The 18,866-nt window shown below is 48.9% G+C and carries 17 protein-coding genes and 1 riboswitch; of the genes, 16 read left to right on the forward strand and 1 reads right to left on the reverse strand.

The features are described from left to right. The first annotated feature begins 487 nt into the window (after window positions 1-487). The 6 genes from dapF (at window position 488) to coaBC (ending at window position 4,667) form a co-directional block, all read left to right on the forward strand. On the forward strand, window positions 488-1,321 hold the full coding sequence (gene dapF, locus Q0482_RS08620) for a diaminopimelate epimerase (RefSeq protein WP_299145486.1): 834 nt from the start codon (window positions 488-490) through the stop codon (window positions 1,319-1,321). 26 nt (window positions 1,322-1,347) lie between these two features. Beyond that, window positions 1,348-2,238: a YicC/YloC family endoribonuclease gene (locus Q0482_RS08625; protein ID WP_299145487.1), complete on the forward strand. Its 891-nt coding sequence runs from the start codon at window positions 1,348-1,350 to the stop codon at window positions 2,236-2,238. Between the two features lie 13 nt (window positions 2,239-2,251). Continuing rightward, window positions 2,252-2,524, forward strand: coding sequence for an extracellular matrix/biofilm regulator RemA (gene remA, locus Q0482_RS08630; RefSeq protein ID WP_273096016.1), 273 nt, complete (start codon window positions 2,252-2,254; stop codon window positions 2,522-2,524). Between the two features lie 2 nt (window positions 2,525-2,526). Then, window positions 2,527-3,174: a guanylate kinase gene (gmk, locus tag Q0482_RS08635; protein WP_299145489.1), complete on the forward strand. Its 648-nt coding sequence runs from the start codon at window positions 2,527-2,529 to the stop codon at window positions 3,172-3,174. Continuing rightward, a complete protein-coding gene (rpoZ, locus tag Q0482_RS08640; RefSeq protein ID WP_291056097.1) occupies window positions 3,171-3,371 on the forward strand; it encodes a DNA-directed RNA polymerase subunit omega in 201 nt (66 codons plus the stop codon). The genes gmk and rpoZ overlap by 4 nt, the downstream gene beginning before the upstream one ends. Before the next feature lie 99 nt (window positions 3,372-3,470). Then, the gene (coaBC, locus tag Q0482_RS08645) at window positions 3,471-4,667 is read left to right on the forward strand and encodes a bifunctional phosphopantothenoylcysteine decarboxylase/phosphopantothenate--cysteine ligase CoaBC (protein ID WP_299145492.1); all 1,197 of its coding nucleotides are present in this window, start codon (window positions 3,471-3,473) and stop codon (window positions 4,665-4,667) included. A 262-nt stretch (window positions 4,668-4,929) separates the two neighbouring features. Here the strand turns inward: coaBC and Q0482_RS08650 are convergent, their stop codons facing one another. Beyond that, complete coding sequence (locus Q0482_RS08650; RefSeq protein ID WP_299145493.1) at window positions 4,930-5,589, reverse strand: Crp/Fnr family transcriptional regulator; 660 nt, start codon at window positions 5,587-5,589, stop codon at window positions 4,930-4,932. 147 nt (window positions 5,590-5,736) lie between these two features. Between Q0482_RS08650 and hcp the strand changes: the two genes are divergently transcribed. The 10 genes from hcp (at window position 5,737) to rsgA (ending at window position 18,865) form a co-directional block, all read left to right on the forward strand. Further along, window positions 5,737-7,365 carry a hydroxylamine reductase gene (gene hcp / locus Q0482_RS08655; RefSeq protein WP_299145495.1) on the forward strand — a complete coding sequence of 543 codons (1,629 nt, stop codon included), beginning with the start codon at window positions 5,737-5,739 and terminating at the stop codon, window positions 7,363-7,365. 108 nt (window positions 7,366-7,473) lie between these two features. Then, a riboswitch (SAM riboswitch) is annotated at window positions 7,474-7,578 on the forward strand. Between the two features lie 70 nt (window positions 7,579-7,648). Further along, the gene (gene metK, locus Q0482_RS08660) at window positions 7,649-8,833 is read left to right on the forward strand and encodes a methionine adenosyltransferase (RefSeq protein WP_299145497.1); all 1,185 of its coding nucleotides are present in this window, start codon (window positions 7,649-7,651) and stop codon (window positions 8,831-8,833) included. Window positions 8,834-8,919: 86 nt separating this feature from the next. Further along, window positions 8,920-11,292 carry a primosomal protein N' gene (gene priA / locus Q0482_RS08665; RefSeq protein WP_299145499.1) on the forward strand — a complete coding sequence of 791 codons (2,373 nt, stop codon included), beginning with the start codon at window positions 8,920-8,922 and terminating at the stop codon, window positions 11,290-11,292. A gap of 68 nt (window positions 11,293-11,360) precedes the next feature. Further along, on the forward strand, window positions 11,361-11,828 hold the full coding sequence (gene def / locus Q0482_RS08670; protein ID WP_299145500.1) for a peptide deformylase: 468 nt from the start codon (window positions 11,361-11,363) through the stop codon (window positions 11,826-11,828). Further along, window positions 11,821-12,765, forward strand: a complete 945-nt coding sequence (gene fmt / locus Q0482_RS08675) for a methionyl-tRNA formyltransferase (RefSeq protein WP_299145502.1) — start codon at window positions 11,821-11,823, stop codon at window positions 12,763-12,765. Before def ends, fmt begins: the two co-directional genes overlap by 8 nt. Next, window positions 12,746-14,101 (forward strand): 16S rRNA (cytosine(967)-C(5))-methyltransferase RsmB, encoded by a 1,356-nt coding sequence (gene rsmB / locus Q0482_RS08680; RefSeq protein WP_299145504.1) that lies wholly within the window; start codon window positions 12,746-12,748, stop codon window positions 14,099-14,101. The genes fmt and rsmB overlap by 20 nt, the downstream gene beginning before the upstream one ends. Before the next feature lie 12 nt (window positions 14,102-14,113). Beyond that, on the forward strand, window positions 14,114-15,148 hold the full coding sequence (rlmN, locus tag Q0482_RS08685) for a 23S rRNA (adenine(2503)-C(2))-methyltransferase RlmN (protein ID WP_299145506.1): 1,035 nt from the start codon (window positions 14,114-14,116) through the stop codon (window positions 15,146-15,148). A gap of 241 nt (window positions 15,149-15,389) precedes the next feature. Next, entirely contained in the window at window positions 15,390-16,121 is a 732-nt protein-coding gene (locus tag Q0482_RS08690) for a Stp1/IreP family PP2C-type Ser/Thr phosphatase (protein ID WP_299145508.1), read from the forward strand. 12 nt (window positions 16,122-16,133) lie between these two features. Then, window positions 16,134-17,996, forward strand: coding sequence for a Stk1 family PASTA domain-containing Ser/Thr kinase (gene pknB, locus Q0482_RS08695; RefSeq protein ID WP_299145510.1), 1,863 nt, complete (start codon window positions 16,134-16,136; stop codon window positions 17,994-17,996). A gap of 2 nt (window positions 17,997-17,998) precedes the next feature. After that, complete coding sequence (gene rsgA, locus Q0482_RS08700; protein WP_299145512.1) at window positions 17,999-18,865, forward strand: ribosome small subunit-dependent GTPase A; 867 nt, start codon at window positions 17,999-18,001, stop codon at window positions 18,863-18,865. Window position 18,866: the final 1 nt, after the last annotated feature.

The raw sequence follows: 18,866 nt of genomic DNA on the forward strand, positions 1-18,866 counted from the left end.
CGGTTCTGTGAGGGGCGGACAGAGTAATCTGATTCCGTCTACTCGACTGACAGCCCTTCGGGCTGAGGGTTGTGGTATCGCCGCTTCGCGGCGATGATTATGAAGTCAGCGTTACGTCCTTTCCTTCACGCCTCCCACTGTCATCCGAGCAACAGCGAAGGATCGTCGGTCGACCAATTAAAAGGAAGGCCCTTTTATGGGCAGGCTAAGGGCCAACTTTGGCCGACTCGCGCATTCTATGCAGAATACGCGCAGTAAAAGTAGTAAGTGAGGGAAATGCTGCTAAATACCAATCGGCGGGGGGAGTACGACGGTACATGCCGTAAATGACCATCCCCCCAGTCTCCAGCCCCCAATCCCTATTCCCCATTCCCCGACTCCCCACTTACATCCAAGGTTGATAGACAGAGGACAGGAATGGTAAAATATAGGTTCAGAATTAAGAAATTTTCAATCCATCATGATATGTATACAGCAAGGAGGAACTATGCATTTTGTAAAATGGCAGGCCTGCGGCAATGATTTTGTCTTTGTCAATGGCTTTGAGGAAAATCTGGAAGAAGTGACGAAGCATACAAAGGAAATCTGTGACCGCCATTTCGGTATCGGTGCTGACGGCATCATTTTTATTCTTCCTTCCCATAAGGCAGATTTGAAGATGCGTATTTTCAATTCCGACGGTTCTGAAGCGGAAATGTGCGGAAACGGCATCCGAGCCTTTGCCAAGTGGGCAAAGGAACTGGACCTGGTAAAGAATCATAAAATTTCCGTAGAAACGGGGGCAGGCATTCTTTATCCGGAAGTGCTGGACAACGGTCTGGTGCGGGTGGATATGGGGAAACCTCATCTGTCCGCTTCTGAAATCCCATCTGTCGGCTTTGGCGACGGCCCTGTGATTGATAAGACCCTGGAAAGCAAAGCCAATGGCAAATCCTATCAGGTTACCTGCGTTTCCATGGGCAATCCCCACTGCATTATTTTTGTAGATGATGTGGAATCGGTGGACGTTACCGGTGAAGGACCGAACCTGGAAAAGGACAGCCATTTCCCGAAGAAGACAAACGTGGAATTTGTAGAGCAGCTTTCCGACGGCCATTTCCGCATGCGTGTATGGGAAAGAGGCGCCGGCGTCACCATGGCCTGCGGCACAGGCACCTGTGCCACCGTTGTGGCAGCTATCCTGAATGGCAAAGTTTCTAAAAGCGCCGATGTAACCCTGGATGGCGGCCGCCTCCATATTGAGTGGGACGGAAATCCGGAGAGCCATGTATTCATGACAGGACCGGCGGAAAAGGTATTTGAAGGAAATTATCCGCTGTAACAGCAAAAAGAACGGGGGCGTTGGATATGAACAGTATGACCGGCTTCGGCAGAGGCAGTGCCGAAAACGAACTGGGCACCATGACGGCAGAGCTTAAATCAGTGAACAGCCGCTTCCTTGAAATCAATATGCGGAGTGACCATTTTTCCGCTTTTCTGGAAGACACAGCTTCCAGACGGATTAAACAGGCCCTGCACCGGGGGAAGGTGACTGCTTTCCTTTCCTTCCAGCCTTCTACAAAAGGGAATCAGGTGAAAGTGGAGCTGGATCAGTCCCTTCTTGAAGCTTATGCCGGCGCTTTGAAGGAAGCGCGGAAAACAGAGGGACTTCGGAGAAGAAAGCCCTCCGTTTCCGATCTTTTGACCCTGCCGGAACCTTTTATCCATGTGAAAAAGGAACCTCTTCCCGATGACAGGCTGGCACCTCTTCTGGAAGAAGCGGTGGACAATGCTTTGAAGGAACTGCTGTCCATGCGGAAAAGGGAAGGGGCCAACCTGAAGGCAGATCTCACAAAGAGAATCGATTTCCTGCAGGAAAAGAGGGCCTTCCTTCTCTCCAAACAGGATGAGGCAGCCCGTGCTTATGAAGCCAGGCTGAAGGAAAGAATCGATAAAGTGCTTCAGGACAGGAATCTTTCCATGGATGAAGGCAGGATACTGGAGGAAGTGGCCATTTTCTCCGAAAAGGCGGACTATACGGAAGAAGTCGTTCGTTTCGGCAGCCACCTGGACCAGTTCAGGCAGATTCTGGAGAGCAGCGAGCCATCCGGGAGGAAGCTTGATTTCCTCCTTCAGGAAATCAACAGGGAAGTGAACACGACGGCTTCAAAAGCCAGTGACACTCTTGTGGTTGACTGTGTTATAATAATCAAGACAGAACTCGAAAAAATTCGCGAGCAAGTCCAAAATATTGAATAAGGAGTTATCAAAAGTGGGGTTTTCATTAATTAACATCGGTTTTGGCAATATGGCGGCAGCAGCCAGAGTCATGGCAATCATCAGTCCGGAATCTGCACCGGTAAAGCGTATGATCCAGGACTGCAGGGACAGAGGAGAACTGATTGATGCCACCTATGGCAGAAAGACAAGGGCTGTTCTCATTATGGACAGCGGCCAGATTATCCTTTCCGCCGTACAGCCGGAAACCATTTCTCACAGACTGACGAACAAGGACACGGTCATTAATGAAGGATTGGACGATTAATCATGGACACTAAGAAGAAAGATGAGGGAATCCTGCTGGTGGTGTCAGGCCCCAGCGGTGCAGGAAAGGGAACGATCTGCAGCGCCATCCGTTCCATTTATCCGAATCTCCATTATTCTGTTTCTATGACCACCCGTGAACCCCGGAAAGGGGAGGTGGAGGGGGAAAGCTACTATTTCCGCACCAATGAGCAGTTTGAAAAGCTCATTCAAGAAGATGCTTTCCTTGAATATGCCAGGGTGTATGACCATTACTACGGCACTCCTAAGAAGTACGCACTTGACCTGATTAATGAAGGGAAGTCGGTACTTCTGGAAATCGATATTCAGGGGGCCATGCAGGTAAAGAAAAGGTATCCCAAGGGCGTATTCATCTACATCGTTCCGCCGTCTCTCAAGATTCTTTCCGGCCGGCTCCATGACCGGGGTACAGACTCGGAAGAAGTGATCCAAAAGCGGCTCTCCCAGATTACAAGCGAACTGGCCATGGCCCATCAGTACGACTACATTGTGGTGAATGACGTACTGGAAGATGCGGTGCATAAGACCTGTTCCATCCTGGAAGCTGAAAAATGCAAACTGTCCCGCAACGAAGGACAGATCGAAACCATTTTCAAACAATATATCAGTAAGGAGGTACCTTTAAAATGATGTGTTTTCCATCCATTGACAGCCTTGTCAAGAAAGTAGATTCCAAGTATACACTGGTGACCCTGGCAGCAGACAGAGCCCGTGAACTCACTGACGGACAGCCTCCGCTGATTCCCGACGCGCAGAACAAGAAACCGGTCACCGTGGCACTGGAAGAAATTTACAGGGACAAGATTACCTACAGCTTTGATAAATAATGAAAACACCGATAAAGCCATCATCCGGCCTTATCGGTATTTCCATTTTTGTATTCCGCAGAACTTTGAGGAAACAGGATTTCCGGGAAGGATTTGTAAATGTTTGAGAATAAACATATTGTAGTAGGCGTGTGCGGAGGAATTGCCGCATACAAAGCTGCCGGTCTCGTAAGCCGGCTTCGCCAGAGCGGTGCCGATGTGCACTGCATTATGACAAAAAATGCAGCCAAGCTGGTCACTCCCATTACCTTCGGCGAACTGTCCGGCAACGATGTAACGGTGGATATGTTTGCCAATATCAATAAATGGGATGTGGAGCACATCGCCCTGGCCCGTCTGGCGGACATCTTCGTCATTGCTCCTGCTACGGCCGATATCATCGGCAAGATTGCAAACGGCATTGCCGATGACATGCTCTCCACCACCGTCATGGCCACCAAGGCCAAAGTCCTCTTTGTGCCTTCCATGAACACCAATATGTATGAAAATCCCATTGTCCAGGAAAATATAGCCAAACTCCGTGCCCATGGCTACCTTTTCGTGGAACCGGAATCCGGCCATCTGGCCTGCAATACCAGCGGGAAAGGCCGTTTCCCGAAACTGGAAACCATTATGGATGCCATTGAAAAAGGACTCTTCGGCAAAGGTCTCCTGAAAGGAAAGAAGATTATTGTCAGCGCCGGCGGCACCCAGGAAGCCATAGATCCCGTCAGATACATCAGCAACCGCTCCAGCGGCCGCATGGGCTACGCCATTGCCAGAGCCGCTGCTATGGAAGACGCTGATGTGACACTGGTGAGCTGTACCACCGCCCTTCCTGTACCCACCGGTGTAAAAATCGAATACGTCAAGGATGCCAGAGAGCTTGACCGGGCCATGAATGCCCATTTTGATGACTGCCACGCAGCCGTCATGGCAGCAGCCGTTTCCGATTACCGACCCAAGGTACAGGCCACCCAGAAAATCAAGAAGGAATCCCATGACGTGCTGAATATTGAACTCACCCAGAACCCGGACATTCTCTACGGCCTGGGCCGGAAAAAGAAGGGCCAGTTCCTGGTTGGCTTTGCCGCTGAAACCAATGACGTCATCGAACACGGCAAGGAAAAGCTGAAAAGAAAGAACCTGGACATGCTGGTGGCCAACGATGTGGCCATGCCCGGCGCCGGATTCAACGTACCGACCAACATTGCCTCCCTCCTGTACAAAGACGGCACCATGGAACAGTATCCCAAAATGACAAAAGATGAACTGGGCCATATCATCGTCGAAAAGATTGCTGAAGGCCTGAAATAAAAGAACACAAAAACGCCGCTTACTGCGGCGTTTTTTATGTGAAGAAAATAGCGACGGTGCCCATATAATAAAATGACGCCTTCGAACCGGAAAAGTACATGACAAACGGTCAGGCTTCTTCCTGAGAAAGGAGCTCCCCGACAGGGGTGAGGATAGGTCTGCCTTTAAGCCGATTATGGAAATCCCCTTGCCCCCGGCAAAGAATCCCGGTAAGCGGTGAAAATAAAGCTATTGTTATACATAGGGGGGACCTAAAAAAACGTCAGCCCTGTTTCTTCAAAATCCTGCACTTTCTTCCTTTCAGCTCAATCAATCCGTCTTTTTCCATGGCTTTCAGTTCCCTGGACAGGGCACTCCGGTTGGCACACACGTATTCAGCCATTTCCTCCCGGGAAAAGGGGATGGTAAAATCCAGTGTACCTGTTTTTTCTGCTTCCAGGGAAAGGAAGCACTGAATCTTCTCCCTCAGGGATTTGCGGGAAACTACATTGATTTTTCTCATGAGGTTCTGGCTCTTGTATGTCATCATGCTGATAAGGTTTTTGATGAACAGCAGCACATTTTTTTCAGCGGCATGGCGAAGAAGGCGTTCATAGGGAATAAAGAGCACCTCCGCTGCCTGTGGCGCATAGAAGGTGACGGTGGAGGCGGGGCGGGGAGAGCAGGCAAAATTTTCGCCAAACAGGTCTCCCTTTCCCATACGGACCAGGATGGTTTCTTCTCCCCACACATCTTCCTTTACCATGTAAACATGGCCGGTGAGGATCACGCCCAGACTGTGAATCACTTCATTTTCCTGGTAAATATAGTTTCCTTTTTTGAAATTTTTCACAAAGCAGCCGGCGGTTAGCAGTATTTCATGAATTTCTTTTTCCTGCATATGCTGAAAAAGGGGGAGTTCCTTATACTTCTGTTCATCCATGGCAGTCTCCTTTATGCAAGGTTCTATGTACAAATTTCATTTCTTTCTCATTATATCCTTAATATGTTGCGTGGGCAACAGTTTATTTTATCCATTTCATCTATAATAATAAGGCATGAAGAACCGGTTTAATAAAGGAGGAAATATATGGAGAATCAGATGTTTTGCTATCAGTGTCAGGAAACTGCCGGTGGAAAAGGCTGCACCGCAGGAGGAATGTGCGGAAAGAAACCGGCTACAGCCCATCTGCAGGATGTACTCATTTATGTAACCAAAGGACTGGCTGAACTGGCCACAGCATACCGCAGGGAAGGGCATGCTGTATCTTCTGATGTGACCCATATGCTGGAAGATAATCTCTTTGTCACCATTACCAATGCCAACTTTGATGATGATTTCATCACCGCTAGGATTGAAGATACGGAAAAAGCCAAGGAAGCGCTCCGTCAGCTTCTGCCGAAGGATTTTTCCCTTTCTGAAGCCGCTTTGCCGCTGGATATGGCTTCCACCGCTGGGAATCCTCACATTGGCGTTCTTTCCGAAAAAGATGAAAATAAAAGATCTCTCCTGGAACTCATTACCTATGGGCTGAAAGGGCTTTCCGCCTACCTCCGCCATGCGCGGGTGCTTCATAAGGAATCGGAGGAAATCAGCAATTTCCTGGCAGAAGCTCTTGCTGAAACCCTGAAGCAGGATCTCACCCTGGATGATCTTCTGGCCCTCACCATGAAAACAGGCGAAATGGGCGTAAAGGGCATGGCTCTTCTGGACGAAGCCAATACAGGCGCCTATGGACAGCCTGAAATCACTGAAGTGGATATCGGCGTCCGTAACCGTCCGGGGATCCTGATTTCCGGCCATGATCTGAAGGATCTGGAAATGCTGCTGGAACAGACAAAGGATAAGGGTGTGGATGTTTATACCCATGGGGAAATGCTTCCGGCCCATTATTATCCCTTCTTCAAAAAGTACAGCCACTTTGCAGGAAATTACGGCAACGCCTGGTGGAAGCAGCGGGAAGAATTTGAAACATTCAACGGCCCCATCCTTATGACTACCAACTGTATCGTTCCGCCTAAGGACAGCTACCGCAGCCGCATCTGGACCACCGGTGTGGTCTCTTTCCCCGGCCTTTCCCACATTGATGAAGTGAATGGAAAGAAGGACTTTACTCCTATTATTGAGCAGGCACTTACCTGCCCGCCGCCGAAGGAAATCGAAAAAGGCACCATTGTAGGCGGGTTTGCCCACAACCAGGTATTTGCGCTGGCTGACAAGGTGGTGGATGCCGTTAAATCCGGCGCCATTAAGAAATTCATCGTCATGGGAGGATGCGACGGAAGGGCAAGAAGCAGGGAATATTACCGCCGTTTTGCAGAAGCCCTTCCAAAGGATACGGTGATACTTACCGCCGGATGTGCCAAGTATAAGTATAATAAGCTGAATCTTGGCAGCATCGGCGGCATTCCCAGAGTGCTGGACGCAGGACAGTGCAATGATTCCTACAGCCTGGCTCTCATTGCCCTGAAGCTGAAGGAAGCCTTCGGCCTCCATGATGTGAATGACCTTCCTATCGTATACAATATTGCCTGGTATGAACAGAAGGCGGTCATCGTCCTTCTGGCCCTGCTTTACCTGGGCGTAAAGAATATCCATCTGGGCCCCACACTGCCGGCCTTCCTTTCTCCGGCGGTGGTGAATGTGCTGGTAGAGAAGTTTGGCATTGCCGGCATTACCACGGTGGAAGAGGATATGAAGATTTTCTTTGATAAATAAGGACGGAGAGAGCTGATTTCCACAGCTTAGTCAACTTTTGCGCATGAATTACAGTTAACTATTGCTAAAAAGAAGAAATAACGTTATAATAGTACACAAGTGAATGATGACTCATCAAGAGCAGCTGAGGGATTTGGCCCTATGACGCTGCAGCAACCATTCCCGAAAAGGAACCGGTGCTAATTCCATCAGCATTATGCTGGCAGATGAGAGGATAGGCTCTCCCTGCGGAGAGCTATTTTTTTGTTTTACATTCCAACATTTCCAAGTGAGGAGGATTTATATGTCTAAGAAAGTATTATTTACATCGGAATCCGTAACAGAAGGTCATCCTGATAAAATTGCCGACCAGATTTCCGATGCCATTCTTGATGCCATCCTGGAACAGGACCCCAATGGCCGCGTTGCCTGCGAAACCATTGTAACCACCGGTCAGGTGCATGTTTTCGGTGAAATCACTACCAGTGCCTATGTGCCCATTCCCCAGGTCATCCGCAAAACGATTAATGACATCGGCTACACCGATGCCCGCTATGGGTTTGACGGTGAAAGCGTAGGCATCAATGTGGCCATTGATGAACAGTCTCCCGATATTGCCATGGGCGTCAACCAGTCTCTGGAAGCCAAGGAAAAGAAGGCCGACAAATATGATATCGGTGCCGGCGACCAGGGCATGATGTTCGGTTATGCATCCAATGAAACACCGGAATACCTGCCCATGCCTATCGCATTGGCGCACCGTCTGGCACGCCGTCTGGCTGAGGTAAGAAAAAACAGGGAAGTTCCTTACCTTCGTCCTGACGGAAAGACCCAGGTTACCGTAGAATATGATGACGGAAAGCCGGTCCGCGTGGATACAGTGGTTATTTCTGCCCAGCACAATCCTGATGTAACCCATGAACAGATTGAAGAAGACATGATCAACAAGGTTATCAAAGCGACTATCCCGGCCAAATTCCTGGATGAAAATACAAAGTATCTCATCAACCCCACCGGCCGTTTCGTTATCGGCGGTCCGCAGGGCGATGCAGGCCTGACCGGCCGTAAGATTATCGTCGATACCTACGGCGGCATGGCCCGTCACGGCGGCGGCTGCTTCTCCGGCAAGGATCCCACAAAGGTAGACCGTTCTGCTGCCTATGCTGCCCGTTACGTAGCAAAGAATATCGTTGCTGCCGGCATTGCAGACAAATGCGAAATTGAACTGGCCTATGCCATCGGTGTGGCTGAACCGGTTTCCATTTTCGTAGACACCTTCGGCACCGGCAAAATCGATGATGAAAAGATTGTAGACCTGATTCGCAGAAACTTCGAACTCCGTCCGGCAGGCATCATTGACATGCTGAACCTCCGCCGCCCGATTTACAAACAGACCGCTGCCTATGGTCATTTCGGCAGAACAGACATTGACCTGCCCTGGGAACATACGGACAAAGCGGAAGTGCTCAAGAAAGAAGCAGGACTCTGAAAATTTCCTTCATTTCTTAAACAGCAGGAAATATGATAAAATAATGGATAGCCTTCGGGCTGTCCATTTTTATTGGGAGGAGCATTATGACGGAATCCATAGCAGAAGTTTTAATCAACAGACCCTCCAAGCATCTGAACCGTACCTTTTCATACCGCATCCCCGCGGGGATGGAAGCGGGCCCCGGCTTTCGCTGTGTAGTCAACTTTGCCAGGAGGAAGGAAGAAGGGATTATCCTTTCCGTTCATGAGGAAGATACGTCAAAGCTTCCCTATAAAATCCTCCCCATCGAATCACTGGTAGATTCATTTCCCTGGTTTACGGATGAAATGATTCAGACAGCCCTTTGGATTTCTTCCTACTATATGTGCACCCTCATTGATGCTCTTCGTCTCTTTTATATAGATAAAAAAGCTGTCCGCACCCGTATTGCCTATGTGCTTGACTGGGCAAAAATAGAAGAGGATTCCTCTGATATTGCCGGTCTGGTAGACCGTTCTGTAGAAGCCATCGATGAAAAGCCCGCCGGCCTTCTCTTTGGAGACTCCCTTTTGGACTATGTGAAAAAGGGCTATCTCATAAAGAAGGAAACGGTGGATGCCGCTCACAAGGCGCCTTTGGAAAAGTGGATTATCCCGGACAGAGATATGACCGATGAAGAGCGGCGCCGAAGCAAAAAACAGGCAGCATTAGCCGATTATCTGAAGATTCATGGCTCTGCTTCTGCAGACGCACTGAAAGGGGAAGGATTCTCCACCACCCTTATCCATGCATTCCAGCTTAACGGTTATGGTCATCCTGTGTATCGCAGGAAGGACACTTACTCCCTTATTTCCGATGAGGGGGAAAAGGGTGAAAAGACGCTGACGGAAGAGCAGCAGAAAGCCGTGGATACCATATGTTCTTCCATTGACCGAAGCAATTATGAAGGATTCCTTCTGAAAGGAGTTACGGGAAGCGGCAAAACAGAAGTTTATCTCCGCGCCGCCAGACATGCCCTGGAGAAGGGAGGATCTGCCCTGATCCTTGTGCCGGAAATTGCGCTGACCCACCAGATGACATCCTACTTCGCCTCTATTTTCGGTGACAAGGTAGTCTTTATGCACAGCGGCCTCAGCAAAGGCGAGCGCTATAACAACCGTATGCGTATTATGAGGGGAGAAAGCCCTATTGTCATCGGTTCCCGATCCGCCATTTTCATGCCCTTCAAGAATCTGAAACTCATTGTGGTAGATGAGGAATACGATACGTCCTATAAGCAGGGGGAAACACCCCGGTATAACGGCAGGGATGCAGCCAAGGTGATGGCGGTGATTTATCACTGTCCCATTGTTCTTGGGGCAGCCACGCCTTCCATTGCTACCTATTATGCGGCAAAGGAAAAGAAAATCAGACTTATCACCATGAATGAACGGGTTTTTAAAACACCTCTTCCCCAGATTCATGTGTGCGATTTGAAAGAAACGCCGCCTATTGACGACAGCGGTCTCATTTCCGCGCCCCTGGTATCCCTTCTTCATAAAACCATAGAGGATAAGAATAAAGCCATTCTCCTTTTGAACCGCCGTGGCTTTGCCACCACCCTTATGTGTTCCTCCTGCGGCCATGTATTCAAATGCCCCAACTGTGATGTTTCTCTTGTCTACCATAAGGAAACAAACCGACTTCAGTGCCATTACTGCGAAACGGTGCATCCCATTCCCCGGGAATGTCCCCAATGCCACAGCCGCCGCATCCTTTTTCTGGGTGCAGGAACGGAACGGATTGAAGAGGAACTGCACCATTTCCTGCCGGAAGCAAGGATACAGCGCTTTGACCTTGACAGCACAAGAAAGAAAAACAGTGCCAAAGACATTCTGGATAACTTCAGAAAGGGGAAATTTGATATCCTTTTCGGCACCCAGATGGTGGCCAAGGGGCATGATATTCCCGGCGTTCAGACCGTAGGGATTCTGTCCGCCGACAGCATCCTGAACATCCCTTCCTATCTGGCAGCGGAGCAGACCTTCAACCTCATTACCCAGTGCGCCGGAAGGGCAGGGCGGAGCAGAAAACAGGGGGAAGTGATCCTGCAGACCTATAATCCTTCCCATTACGTGATTCAGTGTGTTGCCCGGCAGGATTACGAAAGCTTCTATCAGAAGGAAATCGCATATCGCCGCATGCTCCAGTTTCCTCCTTTCACAAGACTTATGAAAATCACCTGTTTCAACGAAGATGAAAAAAAGGCGCAGGACCAGGCAGGACGGATTGACCGATGGCTGAGGCAGGTCATTCCCCAGCTATCCGGTGAAGTCCGGTCCACACCTCCCTTCAGCGAACCCATCAAGCGGGTTCGTAACCTGTACTACGTTTCTATCCTGATCAAAGGGAAGAATCTTACTTCCCTAAAAAGTGCCATGCGGGGAGCGCCTCTATTTCAGGAAAATGATATAATTATAGATGTAGATCCATTATAAAGAAAGCAGTGCGTTTCCCCTGGGAACAGCACCTTGATTTATGTATTACATAGAAAGAAGGAAAAGTTTTGAGTACTATTATTACCGCCGGAAACCCTATTTTAAAAATGAAAGCACAGCCGGTTGAAACCTTTGATAAAAGTTTGAAGTTCCTTGTGAACGATATGAAAAAAACACTGTATGAAGCAAACGGAGTAGGCCTTGCAGCCCCTCAGATTGCCGTTTCCAAGCGTATTTTCGTAGCAGATGATGGGGTATCAGGCTTTGAAGCCTATATCAACCCGGAATGGAAACCGGATGGTGATGAAATGGACACTGACACGGAAGGGTGCCTGTCGGTCCCCGAATTCTTCGGGGAAGTGACCCGCTATGCCAATGTCATCGTCCGCTACCAGGATATTCATGGCAGGAAGAAAATGAAAAAAGCTTCCGGCCTTCTGGCCCGCTGCATTCAGCACGAAACAGACCATCTGAACGGCATTCTTTTCATCGAAAAAGCGATTTCTCTTCATAAAGGACCGAAAACCAATGAGTGATTCCTATCGTATCGTATTCATGGGCACCCCGGATTTCGGCGTGCCGGCTTTGGAAGCTATGGATGCAAAGGGCTATAAGCCCATTGCCGTTTACTGCCAGCCTGATAAAATCAACGGAAGGGGCAGAAAAATCAACTATTCTCCGGTGAAATCCTTTGCTCTTTCCCATAACATTCCCGTTTTCCAGCCGGACAGCCTCAAAAAGGCGGAAGAGCAGGAAAAATTGAGGGAACTGAAGCCGGACCTTCTGGTGGTCATTGCCTACGGCAAGATCCTTCCCAAGGCAGTTCTCGATATCCCCACCTACGGTGCCATTAACGTGCATGCTTCCCTTCTCCCCAAGTACAGGGGAGCCGCCCCTATCCAGCGGGTTATTATAGATGGAGAAAAGGAGACCGGCGTTACCATTATGCAGCTGGATGAAGGCATGGATACAGGCAATATTGTTTCTGTCCGTAAGATGGACATTCCGCCTCATATGAATGCCGGAGAGCTCTTTGATGCGCTGGGCCGTCTGGGAGCAGAAGAACTGATTTCAGTACTGGATGAGCTTCCCGAAAAACTTTCCCATTCCGTTCCACAGAACCATGAAGAAGCCACCTATGCCGAGAAGATTACTAAAGACATGGGCCATTTAGACTGGAACCTTCCAGCGGAAAAGCTTGACTGCCTTATCCGCGGCATGAACCCCAATCCCGGAACCTTTTCCTTCTACCGAGGGAAAAGAGTAAAAATCCATGAAGCTTTCCCGGAAGATGCGTCCCATACAGCAGCTCCGGGCACCATTATTTCCCTTGAGGGAGAAAAAATTCATGTGGCCTGCGGCAAAGGAGCCCTTGTCATTTCTGAAATCCAGCCGGAAAACCATAAAAGGATGCATGCTTCCGACTTTATTCATGGATACCAGGTGAAAGTGAATGATGAATTCGACCGCTAAGCCCCTCCCTTCCGCCAGGAAGCTTGCCTATCAAACTTTATATGAAATCCTTGAGAAAAAGGCCTACGCCAACCTTGCTCTCCAGCATGTGCTTAAGGAATATCCTTTAAGCGGCCCGGAAAGCCGGCTCCTGACAGAACTGGTGTATGGAGTACTTCGGAAATACAACTATCTCCTCTGGGTGATTTCCCGCCTCAGCACCTATTCCCTGAAGAAAATCCATCCCTCCGTCAGGATCCTTCTCTGTCTGGGGCTCTACCAGCTGATTTACCTGTCAAGGATTCCTGCTTCCGCCGCCGTCAATGAATCGGTAAAAATAGCCAAGAAAATCACTCATAAAGGAAATGTGGGCTTCATCAATGCCATTCTTCGGGGCTATATCCGCCGGAAAGACGAATTGTCACTGTTTCCAAGGGAAGAAAATCCCGTTCTCTATGATTCCCTTTACTGGAACGAACCGGAATGGCTTATAAAATGGTGGCAGACTTATTATAAAGATGAGGCGGTTTCCATTTTAGAAGCCTTCAATGAAACGCCGAAACTGGCGGTTCGTGTAAACACATTAAAGACAACTGCAGCTGAACTCCTTCAAAAGATGGGGGAGAAGGGCATCAGGGGAGAGACTGTCCCCTGGGATGACCACGCCCTTGTCATCACGGAAGGCGCCCATGATTTCTGGCCATTGGCAAAGGAAGGCCTCGCCTATGTGCAGTCCCTTTCCTCCATGATTCCTGCCAGGGTGCTTTCTCCGAATGCGGGGGAAAAAGTACTTGATATGTGCGCTGCGCCCGGCAGTAAGACCACACAGATGGCGGAAATCATGAAGAATCGAGGCTCTATTGATGCCTGGGACCTGTATCCCCATAAGATTTCTCTCATAAAAAACAATGCAAAGAAACTTGGAATTTCCATCATCCATGCAGGAGCCCGGGATTCTTCCAAACCATTTCCTGCCCTCTACGGGAATTATGATAAAGTCCTTCTGGATGCGCCCTGCTCCGGACTCGGTGTCCTATCCCATAAGCCTGAAATCCGCTGGCACAGAAAGGAAGAGGATTTGAACGCCTTTCCACCTCTGCAGGAAAGGCTTCTGTCCTGTGCTGCTTCCTACGTGAAGGAGGGAGGCATATTGGTGTACAGCACCTGTACCCTGAATCCGGCGGAAAATGAGAACATGGTTTGCCGTTTTCTTGCATGCCATCCGGAGTTCAAACCTGTTGATTTTACCTTATATGAAGGAAAGACATCCAAAGAGGGAATGATGACCATCCTGCCCTGCGAACTCCAAAGTGATGGCTTCTTCATTGCCAGACTGCAGAAGCAGTCAATTTTTTGAGAAGGAGTCAATATGCCTTTTAATATCTGGGGACACACCCTTCCTGAAATGGAAGAATGGGTGGTGTCCATGGGATTTCCCAAATTTCGGGCCAAGCAGCTGCAGGATTACCTGTATCGCCGCTATATCTATGATTTTACCGAAATGAAACAGCTTCCCGGCGCCATGCGTGATATGCTCAAAGAAAAAGCAGTGCTTTATAAGCCGGAAATCATGAGCTCCCTTACATCCAATGACGGAGACACCACGAAGATACTCCTGAAGCTTTCCGACGGTTCCCTCATCGAAACAGTATGTATGCATCATGTGTATGGCAATTCCATCTGCGTTTCCACCCAGGTTGGCTGTGCCATGGGCTGTATCTTCTGCGCATCTACCCGAAAAGGGCTGGAAAGAAATCTGACAGCTTCCGAAATGCTGGCCCAGGTCTATGCATTTAAAGAGAAACTGGATGCGCCTATCCATTCTATCGTACTCATGGGTTCCGGCGAACCCCTTACCAACTATGAGGAAGTGCTTCGCTTCATCCGCCTTGCCGGCGACAGCGGGCTTTTGAATATCAGCCTGCGAAATATTACCCTTTCCACCTGCGGCATTGTTCCCCAGATTTACCGTCTGGCCGACGAACATCTGCCCATCACCCTGGCCATCTCCCTACATGCTCCTAATGATGAAATCCGCAACCGGATTCTTCCGGTAAGCCGTAATATTAAAATCGAAGATGTAGTGAAGGCCTCCCGTTATTATTTCAAGACCACCGGCAGAAGGGTTACCTTTGAATATATCCTTATCAAAGACATCAATGCTTCCCCTGAAAATGCAGAAGAGCTCTGCCGCCTCACAGGGAAGATGAACTGCCACTTCAATCTGATTCCTATCAATGGCACGGAACACATCAAGCTCTATCCGCCAGACATGGATGAAATCCGCCATTTTGTGGCTGTATTGGAGAAACACGGGAAAAGCGTTACTGTCAGAAGGCAGATGGGCGATGAAATCCAGGCCGCCTGCGGGCAGCTGAAACGCCGCTATCTTTCCGACCGGTAATTCTCCTTCGATTTTTCTTTTTTTATCATTTTTCTTCATTTTTGGGGCACAGTCTGGAAATTGTCTTCTTTTTAAGGGGATGATTCCCACTTTTTCCTCAAAAACAGGCTTCTTAAGGGATGAGAAAATTGACTATCCCCGCCGATGATGTTAGTATTAAATTAATTGGATAAGTTACGGTTTATCATGCCCGTATTTCCATTTTCGGGCTGAGGTTGCTTCTTGATAGGAAAAGACTTAGATGATACTAACTTACGGAGAATCGGAAAGAGGCCTTGTGAGAAAGGCAAACGAAGACGCCATCAATCTGTCAGTGGAAAATCTGTACATCCTTGCTGACGGAATGGGGGGCTATGACGGAGGCCAGATTGCCGGCGCGCTGGCTGTACAGAGTGTGGGTCATTTTTTCAGCACCTCCCTGGAGCCTGCTTTTTCAGAGGAAAGTCTGAAGGAAGCATTTTATGCTGCCAACCGGGCCATTCTAAATGAGAAAAAAGACCATCCGGAATGGAAATCTATGGGCACCACCCTGGCTGCGGCTGCTCTTTCAGATGGCAGGGTTCTTTGGGCTCATGTAGGAGACAGCCGTCTTTACCGTTTCCTGGATGGCAGGCTGGAGCAGATTACCACAGACCATTCCTTTGTTATGGAATTGGTGAATGAAGGAAAGCTCTCTCGGGAAGAAATGAGAGTCCATCCCAGAAAAAATGAGATTACAAGGGCTGTGGGAATCGGTAAAATTCTTGAAGTAGATACAGGATCATTTGACCTGAAAGACGGTACCTTCCTCCTTCTCTGCAGTGACGGTGTATCGGGAATGGTGGAGGACCGTGATTTGGAAAGTCTCATTGCTTCCAGTCCCAGAAAGACGAAAGAAGACCTGAAAGAACTGGGCCGCCATATCATGGACAAAGTCTATGAAGCGGGAGCGAAGGACAATGCTTCTTTTATATTGATTCAGTATTGGAACTGAGTGGAGTGAAATATGACTGGTAAGATTCTAGATGATCGTTATGAACTGATGGAAAAAATCGGTTCAGGCGGAATGGCCGATGTGTATAAGGCCAAGGATATCCTTCTTGACAGGATTGTGGCAGTCAAAATTCTGCACAGCAGTTTTGCGGAGGACAACGATTTCATTGTCCGCTTCCGCCACGAAGCCCAGTCGGCGGGCAAACTGTCCCATCCAAATATTGTGGGTATCTACGATGTGGGCTGCGACGGCGATGTCCACTATATCGTCATGGAATATGTGGAAGGGGAGACCCTGAAGCAGTATATCCAGAATCACCCGAATATTCCCATTGACACGGCTGTCCGCATTGCCATTGAAATCGGCTATGCCCTGGAAGAAGCCCATGCCAATGGCATTATTCACTGCGACATCAAACCCCACAATGTACTTCTTACAAGAAATGGTAAAGTAAAGGTAACCGATTTCGGAATTGCCAGAGCCATTAATTCGTCCACCGTGATCGACAAAGAATCTATTCTTGGTTCCGTTCATTATCTTTCCCCGGAACAGGCGGCAGGGGACAAAATCACAGCCAAAACGGATATTTATTCCCTCGGCATCGTGCTCTATGAAATGCTGACACACCATCTTCCCTTCGAAGGAGAGACAGCAGTCAGCATTGCCCTGCAGCATATGCAGGGAGATATTCCCCGTCCCACCAAGTACAATCCCGCCATTTCTCCCATGCTGGAAGAATGTCTTTTGACTGCCCTGCAGAAAGACCCGGACAAACGATATGATACGGTATCCGATTTTATTTCGGAACTGAAAATTGCCCAGGGATTTACTACCACCATTTACAAGCCTGCATCCCATGACTTTACCGCCATGACCAGACCTATCCCCCAGAAGGCGGTTCGCAGCCATAGGATACAGAAAGAATCAAAACTTACAAGGCTTATTACCAATCTGCCCCAGAAATATATATGGATCGGTATGGCCGTTCTTTTTGTCCTCTGTTTTGCCTGGGCCTTCTTCAGCTTCGGCAATTTCTGGAGCAGCGAAAATATTACTGTGCCTAATGTGGTAGGAAAACCGGTGGAAGTTGCGGAAACCACATTAAAGAAATTGGATTTAAAAGTGTCGGTGGATGAAATCGCCAGCGACGATGTACCGGCAGGAGAGGTCATTTCCCAGACACCTGCCGCCGGAACCAATGTAAAAGCAAGGCGTATCATCCATTTGACCGTCAGCAAGGGCGGTTCCGCCATGCTCATTCCTGACCTGAAGGGGCTGACCCTGGAACAGGCCAAGGAAAGACTGGACAAGATGGGCCTCACCCTGGGAGCCGTGGAAAACGGAAATGATCCCGATAAACCGTCTGACGTGATTATCTCTCAGAGCCCTGAATCGGGAGCAAAGGCCACCAAGGGTACGAGGGTCAATATCGTCATCAACATGAAGCAGAAGGTTCACGTGCCCAATGTGGTAGGCATGACCCTTGCTGATGCCAGAAATACTCTCCTTTCCATGAAACTGTCCGTAGGCACCATCAGTGCATCTGACGGTACCTCCACTGACGACAGCAGCGCTGTCATCATTTCCCAGGACCCGGCAGGCGGAGAATCTACATCCTCCAATGTAGTCAATCTCACCATCGGCAAGAAGAAAGCTCAGGCCCAGACAAAGACCGGCACTGTGAATATCTCCATTCCTAAGGGAGGTAATGCACGGCAGGTAGAAATCTATGTTACCGACGACAATGGAAAGCATACAGCCTACAGCGGCAAAGCAGCGCCGGGAAGCACGGTAAGCAAAGATGTTTCCGGCACCGGCAGTGTCCATGTACAGGTAGTTATCGACGGTTCCGTGGTACAGGATCGGGAGCTGTAACCATGAAGGGAATGATTCTAAAGAACCAGAATGGATACTTTACCATATACGGTGAGGAAGGCAGTCTTTCCCTCTGCCGTTCCCGGGGCAGATTGAAAAGGAAGACCGATATCCTGGTAGGGGACTATGTGGACTTTGAAACAGGGAAGGGCAGCGAAGCTGTTATTACCCATGTGTATCCCCGTAGAAACGAACTTCACCGGCCTCCGTCAGCCAATATTGACCAGCTTGTTCTTGTGTCTGCCATCCGGACTCCCGATCTGAATCTTTTCCTTCTGGATAAGATGGTGGTACTGGCGGAAGCAGCAGGGATTGAACCACTTCTTGTGATTAACAAGGCGGATCTGGATGAAGAGGGGGCTCAAAAGGCAGTGGATTATTACCAAAAAGCAGGATATGCTGCCTTTGCCCTTTCCCTTCTTTATGATGAAGGATATGAAGAACTGCTTAGCGCCCTGCAAGGACCGGTGATTGCATTTTCCGGCCCTTCCGGTGTAGGAAAATCAAGCCTGCTGAACCGCATTTTGGGGAAATCCCATTTCCTTTCCGGTGAAGTAAGCCGTCATACGGGGCGGGGGAAAAATACGACCCGCCATGCAGAACTGATTGAATGGAAAAACCATACCTTTCTTATGGATACGCCGGGCTATACCTATCTGGATCTTATTTCCATAGAACCGGGGGATCTTGCCTGCCTTTTCCGCGATTTTCGGCCTTATCTGACCTCATGCCGTTTCAACAACTGCATGCATCATAAAGAACCGGACTGCGCCGTAAGAAAGGCAGTGGAAGAAGGGCATATCCAGCAGGCCCGATACGATTCCTATATCCATCTGCTGGATGAATTGAAAAATGGTTTCAGGAGGTAAA

Origin of the sequence: uncultured Dialister sp. (assembly GCF_937959425.1) — a bacterium.
Lineage (GTDB): Bacteria > Bacillota > Negativicutes > Veillonellales > Dialisteraceae > Dialister.

Coding starts and splice junctions, on each gene's coding strand:
- metK (WP_299145497.1), top strand. CDS start 7,649: ATGTCTAAGAAAGTATTATTTACATCGGAATCCGTAACAGAAGGTCAT.
- rsmB (WP_299145504.1), top strand. CDS start 12,746: ATGATGAATTCGACCGCTAAGCCCCTCCCTTCCGCCAGGAAGCTTGCC.
- pknB (WP_299145510.1), top strand. CDS start 16,134: ATGACTGGTAAGATTCTAGATGATCGTTATGAACTGATGGAAAAAATC.
- rsgA (WP_299145512.1), top strand. CDS start 17,999: ATGAAGGGAATGATTCTAAAGAACCAGAATGGATACTTTACCATATAC.
- dapF (WP_299145486.1), top strand. CDS start 488: ATGCATTTTGTAAAATGGCAGGCCTGCGGCAATGATTTTGTCTTTGTC.
- Q0482_RS08690 (WP_299145508.1), top strand. CDS start 15,390: ATGATACTAACTTACGGAGAATCGGAAAGAGGCCTTGTGAGAAAGGCA.
- gmk (WP_299145489.1), top strand. CDS start 2,527: ATGGACACTAAGAAGAAAGATGAGGGAATCCTGCTGGTGGTGTCAGGC.
- hcp (WP_299145495.1), top strand. CDS start 5,737: ATGGAGAATCAGATGTTTTGCTATCAGTGTCAGGAAACTGCCGGTGGA.
- fmt (WP_299145502.1), top strand. CDS start 11,821: ATGAGTGATTCCTATCGTATCGTATTCATGGGCACCCCGGATTTCGGC.
- priA (WP_299145499.1), top strand. CDS start 8,920: ATGACGGAATCCATAGCAGAAGTTTTAATCAACAGACCCTCCAAGCAT.
- rlmN (WP_299145506.1), top strand. CDS start 14,114: ATGCCTTTTAATATCTGGGGACACACCCTTCCTGAAATGGAAGAATGG.
- Q0482_RS08625 (WP_299145487.1), top strand. CDS start 1,348: ATGAACAGTATGACCGGCTTCGGCAGAGGCAGTGCCGAAAACGAACTG.
- coaBC (WP_299145492.1), top strand. CDS start 3,471: ATGTTTGAGAATAAACATATTGTAGTAGGCGTGTGCGGAGGAATTGCC.
- rpoZ (WP_291056097.1), top strand. CDS start 3,171: ATGATGTGTTTTCCATCCATTGACAGCCTTGTCAAGAAAGTAGATTCC.
- Q0482_RS08650 (WP_299145493.1), bottom strand. CDS start 5,589: ATGGATGAACAGAAGTATAAGGAACTCCCCCTTTTTCAGCATATGCAG.